This is a genomic window from Pseudomonas sp. 313 (assembly GCF_000316965.1).
In the GTDB taxonomy this organism is placed as follows: Bacteria; Pseudomonadota; Gammaproteobacteria; order Pseudomonadales; family Pseudomonadaceae; genus Chryseomonas; species Chryseomonas benzopyrenica.
In genome coordinates, this window is record NZ_ANBZ01000011.1 from 1 (window position 1) to 10,484 (window position 10,484).

At 57.4% G+C, this 10,484-nt stretch carries 13 protein-coding genes and 1 pseudogene; 2 read left to right on the forward strand and 12 right to left on the reverse strand.

Annotated elements, in window-relative coordinates:
- Nucleotides 1-743: 743 nt before the first annotated feature.
- From C722_RS0100445 to C722_RS0100465, 5 genes are all read right to left on the reverse strand, one after another.
- A complete protein-coding gene (locus C722_RS0100445; protein WP_003464988.1) occupies nucleotides 744-1,010 on the reverse strand; it encodes a hypothetical protein in 267 nt (88 codons plus the stop codon).
- Between the two features lie 169 nt (nucleotides 1,011-1,179).
- Nucleotides 1,180-1,461 (reverse strand): DUF427 domain-containing protein, encoded by a 282-nt coding sequence (locus tag C722_RS0100450; protein WP_003464986.1) that lies wholly within the window; start codon nucleotides 1,459-1,461, stop codon nucleotides 1,180-1,182.
- 67 nt (nucleotides 1,462-1,528) lie between these two features.
- Nucleotides 1,529-1,801 carry a glutaredoxin 3 gene (gene grxC / locus C722_RS0100455; protein ID WP_005005995.1) on the reverse strand — a complete coding sequence of 91 codons (273 nt, stop codon included), beginning with the start codon at nucleotides 1,799-1,801 and terminating at the stop codon, nucleotides 1,529-1,531.
- Nucleotides 1,802-2,254: 453 nt separating this feature from the next.
- Entirely contained in the window at nucleotides 2,255-3,001 is a 747-nt protein-coding gene (locus C722_RS0100460; RefSeq protein ID WP_002118292.1) for a ferredoxin reductase, read from the reverse strand.
- Complete coding sequence (locus C722_RS0100465; protein WP_003464980.1) at nucleotides 2,994-3,596, reverse strand: sulfite oxidase-like oxidoreductase; 603 nt, start codon at nucleotides 3,594-3,596, stop codon at nucleotides 2,994-2,996. Before C722_RS0100465 ends, C722_RS0100460 begins: the two co-directional genes overlap by 8 nt.
- A 467-nt stretch (nucleotides 3,597-4,063) precedes the next feature.
- Between C722_RS0100465 and C722_RS0100470 the strand changes: the two genes are divergently transcribed.
- Complete coding sequence (locus C722_RS0100470) at nucleotides 4,064-4,534, forward strand: hypothetical protein (protein WP_003464979.1); 471 nt, start codon at nucleotides 4,064-4,066, stop codon at nucleotides 4,532-4,534.
- 325 nt (nucleotides 4,535-4,859) lie between these two features.
- Here C722_RS0100470 and C722_RS0100475 read toward each other — a convergent pair whose 3' ends face one another.
- From C722_RS0100475 to C722_RS24425, 3 genes and pseudogenes are all read right to left on the reverse strand, one after another.
- Nucleotides 4,860-5,153 carry a DUF1330 domain-containing protein gene (locus C722_RS0100475; protein ID WP_003464978.1) on the reverse strand — a complete coding sequence of 98 codons (294 nt, stop codon included), beginning with the start codon at nucleotides 5,151-5,153 and terminating at the stop codon, nucleotides 4,860-4,862.
- A gap of 58 nt (nucleotides 5,154-5,211) precedes the next feature.
- The gene (locus C722_RS0100480) at nucleotides 5,212-5,643 is read right to left on the reverse strand and encodes a heme-binding protein (protein ID WP_005006001.1); all 432 of its coding nucleotides are present in this window, start codon (nucleotides 5,641-5,643) and stop codon (nucleotides 5,212-5,214) included.
- A gap of 72 nt (nucleotides 5,644-5,715) precedes the next feature.
- Nucleotides 5,716-6,730 (reverse strand): annotated as a pseudogene (locus tag C722_RS24425) (zinc-binding alcohol dehydrogenase family protein).
- A gap of 75 nt (nucleotides 6,731-6,805) precedes the next feature.
- Here C722_RS24425 and C722_RS26380 point away from each other — a divergent pair.
- Nucleotides 6,806-6,973, forward strand: coding sequence for a hypothetical protein (locus tag C722_RS26380; protein WP_016487060.1), 168 nt, complete (start codon nucleotides 6,806-6,808; stop codon nucleotides 6,971-6,973).
- 204 nt (nucleotides 6,974-7,177) lie between these two features.
- Here the strand turns inward: C722_RS26380 and C722_RS0100490 are convergent, their stop codons facing one another.
- The 4 genes from C722_RS0100490 to msrB form a co-directional block, all read right to left on the reverse strand.
- Nucleotides 7,178-8,146, reverse strand: coding sequence for a magnesium and cobalt transport protein CorA (locus C722_RS0100490; RefSeq protein WP_003464971.1), 969 nt, complete (start codon nucleotides 8,144-8,146; stop codon nucleotides 7,178-7,180).
- Nucleotides 8,143-8,847 carry a glutathione S-transferase N-terminal domain-containing protein gene (locus C722_RS0100495; RefSeq protein ID WP_003464969.1) on the reverse strand — a complete coding sequence of 235 codons (705 nt, stop codon included), beginning with the start codon at nucleotides 8,845-8,847 and terminating at the stop codon, nucleotides 8,143-8,145. The genes C722_RS0100490 and C722_RS0100495 overlap by 4 nt, the downstream gene beginning before the upstream one ends.
- A 140-nt stretch (nucleotides 8,848-8,987) precedes the next feature.
- The gene (gene msrA / locus C722_RS0100500; protein ID WP_003464967.1) at nucleotides 8,988-9,527 is read right to left on the reverse strand and encodes a peptide-methionine (S)-S-oxide reductase MsrA; all 540 of its coding nucleotides are present in this window, start codon (nucleotides 9,525-9,527) and stop codon (nucleotides 8,988-8,990) included.
- Nucleotide 9,528: 1 nt separating this feature from the next.
- Nucleotides 9,529-9,972 (reverse strand): peptide-methionine (R)-S-oxide reductase MsrB, encoded by a 444-nt coding sequence (msrB, locus tag C722_RS0100505; RefSeq protein WP_003464965.1) that lies wholly within the window; start codon nucleotides 9,970-9,972, stop codon nucleotides 9,529-9,531.
- Nucleotides 9,973-10,484 lie beyond the last annotated feature (512 nt).

The window sequence follows — 10,484 nt, forward strand, 5'->3', positions numbered from 1 at the left end:
AAGCTGTTAGCTGAAAGCTATCATGAGCTAAGTTTTCTGTGCATCATCAAATGTGTTAATGGGAGCGCCATAGTACTAGGTACAAATATGGCTCTAGGACAATGTTAGATGTTTTGGATTTTGAGGCGGATCGCTCTTATCGAAGATCGTCTAATTCGCTCTGAAGCGCAGGTTTTTTGAAACTATCACCTGGTTGGCACACTGTGCGAATCAACATCAGATATGAGAAAGCCAATCAGGTGAACACTACCCTCGAGGGCTCATCTGTCCAGTTAAAGCCTCGAGTCTTTCTGGGTGCGCAAAAGACAAGAAGGTTATATGGGAAAATTATGAGGCCTGGATACCATGCGTCATGGGCGTGCCGATGCTGTGAGTGACAGAGCGAGAAGCAAGTGAAAGTCCCTGAAGTAGGGGCGGGATGCGCCCGAGTGGCATTTTTTGTCTTAAGGTAGATCGCGTAGCTGTTCTTCAGAATAATCTTCAGAGCGTTGACGACAGCCATCGCTGTGCATTCCTCAAGAATAGAATGTGTCGGAAGGGTGGCGTCATTGGTGTTAGTCATCGCTTAGGATTTCTCAATCTGGCTTACACGGGCGCCTGTACCGATATCCCCGCGGATGGCGACGTATCGATGTTGAATTCCTCGCCAGACGAAGTGCAATGAGCTGCGGCTATAGGCTTGCGCAGCCTTAGATAGCCGGCCGTCGCAGGCGCGCCGGTTGGCCGGGATCTTCTTCTGCCCGTCAGGTGTCCGGTCGGAACTCCAGCACGAACGCTACGACCTTTTCGGCGGACATTTCGCACGGCTTCAACAATGTCCTATCTGATGTAACGCGGAAGAGGTTGAAGCTGACAATGTCAGTCCCGTCCAACTCCCTGGCGAACAGACTGTTGCGACGTCCGTCCCCAGATCGCCGGACGATCAAGCTGAAACGCCGGCCTTCATAAGTCCCTTCTCTGTATCCCTCCGCAAGCTTCGCGAAAGCGGCATCGAACTCGGAATGCTCCATGTCATCCATCCTTATTGATAGAACAGAGGCGCGGCGGGTGCGAGACCGCCAGTGCCGGGTCGCGCTAAGGTGCCGGGCAGATTCCTGCAGCCGACGAGGCCCGGGGTGGGCAGGATAATTGAGATGTCGGCGCCCGCATGGCTATCAGCGAAGTCGTCCGTCCAGTCTGCTAGGCAACGTCCACGCCTTTCCAGAAAGCGATGTAATCCCGGATACCCTCGGCATCCGGAGTGGGGGCGGGATAGGTCCAAGCGGCGTTCACGTTGAGCGCGTCACCCGCGCGAACATGAAAGAAGCGCGCGGCGCCTTTGATCGGACAGACAGATGTGTGCGGGCTCATCTCAAGCAGGCTCAGGTCGACTCCTGACGGTGGGAAGTAGTGATTTCCCTCGACGATGACTGTTTCGTCGCTTGTGGCGATAGTAGTGTCTTTCCAGATGGCTGAGACCAACGGACTCTCCTTTTGTATTCATCAACCGGCGAAGGCTCGCGGGCTGGCTGCCCCAAGCCGCACCTCCTCAGGTGGCAGGCGGGTTGCGCCCGAGAAGTTTGTCGAGCTCGCCTCTGACATCGAGCGCGAATAGCTCATCGGAGCCACCGATAAGGGTGCCATTGATGAAGATCTGCGGCACGGAGCTTCGCCCCGACGCTTCCGCCATGGCCTGCCGGTGAGCCGGATCCGCCTCAATATCGAGCTCCTTCCATCGCACGCCCTTTTCCTTGAGGAGCGCCTTCGCTCGGCGGCAGAACGGGCACCAATTCGTGGTGTACAGCAATACATCAGTTGTCATATTGCATCTCCGGCAGTTGCACGCGGATCGCTGTCATGGCGTTGATCTCCAATTCGCGGCGTTCAAAGATGGCGACTGCACCTTGGCCGACATCGGAGCAGATGCTGACGATTGGCCGCTATCCAGGCGACATGGCCCAAAGTGCTTTCACCGCCAGGCAGAGGCCGCACGCGCCTCCTGTAGCGCCGAGCCGATGCTCTAAGGTAACCGAGCCTCGATTGGGACGGAAGCGGTCCCGCTCGAATCGCCCATCATGCTGGTCGAGCATATCAGGACGACGGATAGTGCAGGAACTTTCAAATTGAGCTTGATGTCGAGCCAGGTATCGCGAGCGAAGGCGTTCTAGAGGCCGGGGGGTACGAAGACTGTGTTCGGCAAAACGGTTCACGTTGATCGCCAAAGCTTCCCAGGGCGCACGTCTACGATCGGCGCGACGTGAGATAGCTCGCGCCGCTAGCCCCCGTAGCGCTCCGTCTTGATGATGGAGGCGTCCAAGCCCGCCAGCAGCGCGCTATCGGTTGCGATGTTGACGAATCCGTTAGACCCGCAGACGAACACTTGCGTCGGCTTTCCCTGAAGCCTGGTTAGAATTTCTTGGACCATCATGCCGTCGATCCGTCGCGCAAAGTCCGATGCGCGAACCGGTTTCTCGCGCGTAATCGCGAGCGCCAGGACGAACGCCGGATCGCTGATTTCGATGCAATGAAGTTCTTCTGAGAAGAGAACGTCCTCGGCGGTTCGTGCGGACAGGAGCAACGCTGTCGGAACGGCTTGGGCCAATGCGCGGCGCTGCCGGATCATTGCCATCAACGGCACGAGGCCGGAGCCTCCCCCGATCAACAGAACCGGATCTATGGCAGGCTCAGGCCAAAGGAAATGGCCACCGAGCGGACCGCGAACTTCGATTTCGTCACCAATCGCCGCGATGTCGTGAAAAAACGGCGAAACTTCGGCATCCGGCATGCGCTCGATAGCTATCTCGACGATCGGGGTCGAAACTGCCGATGACGCGATCGAGTAGCTGCGCATTGCACTGTAGCCGTCGGGCGCGGTCAGCCGGATATCGACGTGCTGACCTGCGGTGTGCGCGAACGGCTTGCTCAACCGAAGGAAGAAGCTCTTGATACTCGGTGTTTGCTGGATGATGTCGTCGATCACGCATGATTGCCACGAACGGACTTGCGCTTCGTTTTCAGTCATGGGTGTATCGTTGTTCGCGCCACGGATCGCCGTAGATGTGATAGCCGTGCAGCTCCCAAAAGCCGGCCTCGTCACGCGTCGTGAATTGCAGCGCATTCACCCATTTGGCGGATTTCCAGAAGTAAAGGTGCGGCACTAGAAGACGCGCCGGCCCCCCATGATCGCGGGAAAGTGGCTTGCCCGCATAACTGAGGGCGACCATCGCTTTCCCGGAAAGCAGATCCGTCAGAGGGACGTTTGTCGAATAATTATCGTAGCAGTGCGCCAAGACGAAATCGGTAGGCCGATCAAGCTCTGCATCTGCAAGGATGTCTTCAATGAGTACACCCTCCCAAACGGTATCCAGTTTGGACCAAGAGGTGACGCAGTGAATATCCTTTGTCACCTGGGTCTTTGGTAGAGTGTTGAATTCGCCCCAATTCCACGTTTTGACGGGCTTCGGACCAATTTTGACTGTGAATTTCCAGTCGGAGGGCTCTACCCTCGGCGTAGGGCCGGCCGACAGAACAGGGAAATCCTCCACCAGATGCTGACCTGGCGGAATCCGATCGGACTGGTCGCCTGAACCGCGACCGGTGAAACCTCTGGTGACCATAGTGACCCCTCTTGCTCGATACGGCAGACCGAAGCCGGCCTTCATTTCAGTACTCTGCGTAAAGCATTTGCCCGCACATCCGCCGAATAAGCCAATCGACTAAAAATCAGATACAGATGCTCTATCATCGTAAAAAATCGCGTATCGAACATAGCGTCAGGCCAGCATGATTCCCAATACCCAATGGCTATAGGGTAGATAACCCCAAGGCTGCGTACGCTGATCTGCGGTATGCGGAGCGGAAGTTGCAGGTTCGCTCTCAAACGGATGGGCAGCGTGCAAAGCTCAAGGCTCACCAGCGCATGGTTGCCCAGTTCGCGCTCGCCGGCAGCTTGAGTATATTAAGGACGAAATGTCGATCTGATCTATTCTGGCTTCAGGAAATAGGGAAAATAAGGTCGGACGTTCGCGCACCGTCGCGACGCGCGATCATCCACTAAGCTTCTGTATCGGGGTTGGAGGATCAGATGAACGAGATCGAACGACAAGCGCCTGAGCTGCGGGTGCAAAAATGGATTGGCAAAGATGGGGAAAGTATCGCGCCGTTCAAACTGTCAGATATCGGGCCCGGCCCGAAAATCTTGTTTGCCTTCCAGCATTGGTGCCAAGGTTGCCATTTGCATGGGTTTCCGACGCTACAAAAGTTGCATGCAGCGTTGAGCTCAAAAGACGTGGGGTTCGCAGTGATCCAGACCGTCTTCGAAGGAACGCATGAGAATACCTTCGAGAAGTTGCGCGTGAACCAGCTCAAGTATGAGCTTCCTATCGTTTTCGGTCACGACGAGCAACCGACCGGCTCGCCGTTTCCAACCTTCATGGAAGACTACCGCACACGAGGAACTCCGTGGTTTACGGTTATCGACGCTGGCGGTAGCATTGTTTTCTCGGACTTCCATCTCGACGCGGAGCGACTAGTGAAGCAACTTGAGCAAGGTTAATCGTTGGAAGGTGGGCAATCATCCTGATTGCCACCCATCCCCTGATGCCCACTACAGGCGTTGCGCGCTGTAACTCTGTTGATCAGCGTGCGAAAACCCGGATCCGGATAGGAGGAGCGTCAACGATTGAATCAATCCGTTGGGAGAGGGCGGCTCCGCTCCGTCAGCTCGGCAATAGATAACCCATTCTCGCCGAGCAACTCTCTGATCCGATCGACGATATGAGCCCCTAGCGCCGCTGTCTTGGTCCCCCCCACAGATTCCCAAGATGCGAGTTCACACGCCGATACCTCGTGGTCAGCGCCGAAGTGCTTCTGTCGGTATGTCACCGCCGCCCTTCAATGATAAAGGCGCGGTAACGGGAACCGGCAAAGCGATGAGCAGCGATGGTTTGGTAGGCGGGACTGTCATACCAGTCGCGAGCGGCCTGCATCGTCGGGAAACGCAAGATTACGGCCCCTTCGATGGGCGGCCCCTCCAAATGCTGGATCGCGCCATAAGCGGCGAGAAAGGTAACGTCGTGACCATCGAACGATGGTCCGACGCCTGCAGAATAGGTTGCGAGTGCATGTGGGTCGCTGGTTTCTTCCCGCGTAAAGACGACGAACGCTTCCATCATTAGGCCTCTCAAAGGTTGGATCTGTTGGCCATTACCACCGGTGATGGCCTCACAGTCGTCAGGCTGGCAACTGGAACCCGATTTTCATGAGTGCCTCGACGCACGCATCCTGATCCTGCTGATAGTTGCCTCCGGAGATGCCTATGCCGCCGATCAACTTCCCATCCTCCAGAATCGGATAACCGCCGCCGACAGCGACCATCCGAGGGCGATAGGCTAGCGGCGCCACTTTTGGATCGTTGGTCACATAGTCGTTCCAGACATGGGTCGGGAACCCAAACGAGGCGGAACTCCAGGCCTTGTCGATGGCAACATCGACGGTAAGGAACGGCGCATCGTCGGTGCGCTCGAACGCGCGCAGGTTACCGGTGGCGTCGACGACGGCGACGGCAGCCGGGATGCCGATGGCACGGGCCGCAGCGAGCGCCGCGTCGATGAGGGCGACTGCGGTTTCGCGGTTGATCGAGGCGGTGGCAATAGATTTGGTCATGGGATTCTCATCGCTGGGGCATAACCCGTTCGGCTTTTTGAGGTTGGACAAGATGTTTGGCGATCGCGGTCGTTAGAAGCCTTCGAGGACGATCTTGCCTTTAGCCGCGCCACTTTCGATCAGTGCATGCACCGTCTTCAGATTGGCGGCATTGATCGGCGACAGTCGCCGGGTCAGCGTCGTGCGGATTTTGCCGTCGTCAACCAGCGCTGCCATCGCATCCAGAATCTCGCCCTGCTCATTCATGTCGGGCGTGCCGTAGATCGACCGCGTGAACATCAGCTCGTGGTGGATCGACACCGCCTTGCGCTTGAAAACCATGATATCGAATGCCTTGGGATCGTCGATCAGTCCGAACCGTCCTTGTGGGGCGATCAGTTCGGCGATGTCGGCGACATGTTGCTCGGTATGTGTGGTCGAAAAGACGAAAGCGGGAGCACCGATGCCGAGTTCGGCGATCTGTGGCGCGAGCGGACGAGAATGGTCGATGACGTGGTGAGCTCCAAGCCCTCTTACCCACTCTTGGGTTTCCGGTCGAGAGGCTGTGGCGATGACGGTGAGGTCCGTGCGCTGTCGCGCGATCTGGACGGCGATCGACCCAACCCCGCCCGCGCCACCGATGATGAGGATCGCCTCCGCCGCACCGGGTACGGGCTTCGCCACGTCCAGGCGGTCGAACATCGCCTCCCAGGCCGTCAACGTCGTCAGCGGCAGCGCCGCCGCTTCCGCCCCAGGAGAGCGACGCAGGTTTGTGACCGACAATCCGGGCGTCGACGAGATGGAACTCCGCATTGGTACCGGGCCGTGTGATCGATCCGGCATAATAGACCTCGTCGCCTAACTCGAACTGCGTGACGTCGGGGCCGACCTCGCGCACAATCCCGGCGGCATCCCATCCCAGCACCTTCCAATCGCCATCTGCCGGCGGCGTGCTGTTGCGGACCTTGTAGTCGACCGGGTTGACCGAGACGGCCTTCACCTCAACCAGGATATCGTATCCTGCAGCGACAGGCCGAGGCAGATTGATGTCGACCAGCGCGGCATCCGCGGCGATGGGTCCCGGAACCTTGTAACCAATGGCTTTCATAAATGTCTCCAGCTTGCTTGATCGGATGACGCGAATGCTCGTTAGTCAACTTCTTCTACATTGAGGTCCCGACTCTTGAACTGGGTCGCGGTAGCAGATTTCATCGAACACGTCGATCAACAGGCCCTTATGCTCGGTCGCCGGATCGGTGATCGCGTAGAGGGTGGAGGCGTTATCGCCATCATCACCGCTTCCGAGGCGAAACGCCGCGTCGACGCAGATGCCGCACGGACCGATGGTTGATCCTGGCTCGAGATCGACGAGATTGCTGTCCTTGACGCGCTATTCGCGGTCTTAGCCCTTGGCGATGAAGGACTGAACTGCTTGTAGAGCGTCGGTCAGCTGCTATGTCATGGACGCACCTTCATCTTGAGTTGGATTGGACAAGCTTCCGTATAAGGCCCGCTGTAACCGTCAGATGACGGCGAAGAAAACGATGGGCAGTATTCACAGCCACTTAGCCTTCTTGAAGCGCACAAATAGGAAAACGCACGATATCGCTATCACTCCGAGCACGACAAAGTATCCGTAGGCCGTGTCCAGCTCCGGCATGTGCTTAAAGTTCATGCCGTATATTCCAGCGATCGCCGTCGGGACTGCCAGTATTGCCGCCCAAGCCGCCAGCTGGCGGGTGATCACCCCCGTCCTTTGCGCTTCAAGAAGGCTGCTGGCCTCAAAGACCGTGGACAGGACAAGCAGGAGGCCGTCGACCATGGACTGCACGCGGTGGACATGGTCCGCGACGTCGTGGAAATATGGTGTCATTTCGGCGCTGATGCAGGGAAAGTGGCCGCGAACGAGCTTTCGCACCAGCTCGGCCATAGCCCCGAGCGTGCGCTGGAACCGCGTGAGTTCGGACCTTAGTTCGAAGATTCGCGCCACCTCTTCTGGCCCGAGGAAATCGTGCAGCGACCGTCGCTCCATCGCCAGGACGTCGTCCTCGATCATTTCGAAGATGGGCAGATACTGGTCGACCACGCGATGCAAGATCGCGTGCAGCACATAGTCGACACCCTTGCCGAACTGCGTCGGCGATGCCTCGAGTTGCTCCCGAAGTTTGCCCAGCGCTCCGGCATTGCCGTGCCGCACGGTGATAAGGTGATTGTGACCGGTGAAGATCGCCATCTTGCCGTAGCTGATCCGGTCGCCGACCAGCTCGGCGGTCTGCGCGACGACGTACAACTCATCGTTGTAGACCTCGAGCTTGGGCGGGCACAGCGGGTGCATCGCGTTGTCGATCGCCAACGGATGAAGATTATATGTCCTTTGGATCGCGAGTAGTTCCTCGGGGGTGGGTTCGCTAAGCGCGATCCAGCAGAAGCCCGAGCGACTCTCGCCCAACTTGACGTGCTCATCGAGCGCGATTTCGCGAACTCGCTTGCCTTCGTTGTAATAATAGGCGGCGATGATGCTCATGCTGGCCTCGCGGGAATGTGGAGGCCACGCTGGACGGCCGGTCGAGCCAGCCCGCGTCCAAGCCATGCGCGGACGTTCGAAAAGCTGCTGAGGCCAAGGATGTCACCCGCAGCGTAGAATTCCACCAGCGCATTCACCCAGCCGAGCGTCGCGATGTCCGCGATCGAATAGTCGTCGACGATCCAGTCGCGGCCTTCCAGCCGGCGATCCAGAATCCCCAGCAGACGCGTGGATTCGTCGATAAAGCGCTGTTGCGGCCGCTTGTCCTCATAGTCCTTGCCGCCAAATCGCAGGAAGAAGCCGAGCTGACCGAACATCGGCCCGATGGCCGACATCTGAAAGAACACCCACGCTAGGGTCTCGTAACGCTGGCCTGGTTCGGTGGAGATGAACTGACCCGTCTTGTCGGCCAGATAGAGGAGGATCGCACCGGATTCCCATAAGGCGATGGGTCTACCGTCAGGGCCAGCCGGATCGATGATCGCCGGTATGCGTCCGTTCGGGTTCAGCGACACGAACGCCGGATCCTTCGACTCGTTGTTCGAGATGTCGATCAGGTGGGGCTCGTACGCCAGGCCAGTCTCCTCAAGCATGATCGAGACCTTGACGCCATTGGGCGTAGGGGCTGCGTAGAGTTGCAGGCGATCGGGATGAGATGCCGGCCAGCGCTGCGTGATCGGAAAGGACGAGAGGTCTGGCATAAATCTGCGATCCTGGTGTTGCGATGGCGACTGACTGGAACGAGCCGTCACTCTGAAGTAGGGTTCGATGACCGCGTCGCTGAACGACGCGGTCACGAAGATTGCGGACCGGATCGGCGCAGTGGCAACGGCAGTGAAGCCTATTCCGCCGCGGTCCCGGCCGCTGGCTGTACGTCGTCAACCTTTTGGCGCTTCGGAAGCACCCAGCCGGGACGGACGAAGTGGCAGGTGTAGCCGCCCGGGCGCTTCTCCAGATAATCCTGGTGATCGGGCTCGGCCTCCCAGAACTCGCCGACCGGCTGGACCTCGGTCACCACTTTGCCATCCCACAGCCCCGAGGCATCCACATCGGCGATCGTATCCTCGGCGACGCGCTTCTGCTCCTCGTCGACATAATAGATGCCCGACCGGTAGGAGAGCCCACGATCATTGCCCTGGCGGTTCAGCGTCGTCGGATCGTGGATCTGGAAGAAGAATTCCAGGATGTTCCGGTAGCTCGTCACTGTCGGGTCGAAGACAATCTCGATCCCCTCGGCATGCGTGCCGTGATTACGATACGTGGCGTTCGGAATATCGCCGCCCGTGTAACCCACACGGGTCGAGATGATGCCGGGCCGCTTGCGGATCAGATCCTGCATGCCCCAGAAACATCCTCCTGCGAGAACAGCGCGCTGATGCATGTTAAGCCTCCTCTACTTGATCGAGATATTCACCGTATCCCTCGGACTCCATCTCGTCGCGCGGGATGAAGCGAAGGGACGCTGAGTTGATGCAGTACCGCAGACCGCCGCGGTCGGAAGGACCATCGGGGAACACATGGCCGAGATGACTGTCTGCGTGTACTGACCTGACCTCCGTCCGGACCATGCCGTGTGCGCTGTCCCGCACCTCGTTCACGTTTGCCGAAACGATCGGCTTGGTGAAGCTGGGCCAGCCAGTACCCGAATCGAACTTGTCCGTCGAAGCGAACAGTGGCTCTCCCGACACTATGTCGACGTAGATGCCAGGCTCCTTGTTGTCGTTGTACTCGCCCGTGAAGGGCCTTTCGGTGCCCGCCTCCTGGGTAATTCGGTGTTGCTCGGGAGTCAGGTGGTCGATTGCTGTCTGTGACTTTTCAAACTTCATTACAGTCTCCAATACTTATCTAGAGGGCCAGGCACGCTACCGCTAATTTTTTATGTCTCCTGATTTGCTCCTACAATGGTAGTGGGATGGCAAACGAGGTTTTACTAAGTGTTGGAAAATTAGAGATTTAAATTTCGCGTCTATTAATTCTAGCGCAACTGAGTGGTTAAGCAAGTACGTAATCAGTAAATATTAAAAAAATAACACAAAAGCACGATTATATAATACAGTGTCAGTGTTTTATGATAATCAACAACGCCTGTTTAGATGCTGGTAGATGCGAATTTTTTGGCGTACAGTCAAAATTTTCTGATGGTTGCTTAGTGTGTTGGCGCTGATGGAAAATTGACCCACCCTGCCGATTGAAATTTGACCCAGGGCGGATTGCTGATTTTGTTACCAGCAACTGTGGATAAGTCTACCAGCGCAGCTGCTGTTGCCCCCACTCCTTCGCTAGCCCAGTTCAGTTGTTTAAGACCTGCCACACGCAGCCATGTAGCAGGCCGTCGTCG

Coding starts and splice junctions, on each gene's coding strand:
- C722_RS0100445 (WP_003464988.1), bottom strand. CDS start 1,010: ATGGAGCATTCCGAGTTCGATGCCGCTTTCGCGAAGCTTGCGGAGGGA.
- grxC (WP_005005995.1), bottom strand. CDS start 1,801: ATGACAACTGATGTATTGCTGTACACCACGAATTGGTGCCCGTTCTGC.
- C722_RS0100460 (WP_002118292.1), bottom strand. CDS start 3,001: ATGACTGAAAACGAAGCGCAAGTCCGTTCGTGGCAATCATGCGTGATC.
- C722_RS0100465 (WP_003464980.1), bottom strand. CDS start 3,596: ATGGTCACCAGAGGTTTCACCGGTCGCGGTTCAGGCGACCAGTCCGAT.
- C722_RS0100470 (WP_003464979.1), top strand. CDS start 4,064: ATGAACGAGATCGAACGACAAGCGCCTGAGCTGCGGGTGCAAAAATGG.
- C722_RS0100475 (WP_003464978.1), bottom strand. CDS start 5,153: ATGATGGAAGCGTTCGTCGTCTTTACGCGGGAAGAAACCAGCGACCCA.
- C722_RS0100480 (WP_005006001.1), bottom strand. CDS start 5,643: ATGACCAAATCTATTGCCACCGCCTCGATCAACCGCGAAACCGCAGTC.
- C722_RS0100490 (WP_003464971.1), bottom strand. CDS start 8,146: ATGAGCATCATCGCCGCCTATTATTACAACGAAGGCAAGCGAGTTCGC.
- C722_RS0100495 (WP_003464969.1), bottom strand. CDS start 8,847: ATGCCAGACCTCTCGTCCTTTCCGATCACGCAGCGCTGGCCGGCATCT.
- msrA (WP_003464967.1), bottom strand. CDS start 9,527: ATGCATCAGCGCGCTGTTCTCGCAGGAGGATGTTTCTGGGGCATGCAG.
- msrB (WP_003464965.1), bottom strand. CDS start 9,972: ATGAAGTTTGAAAAGTCACAGACAGCAATCGACCACCTGACTCCCGAG.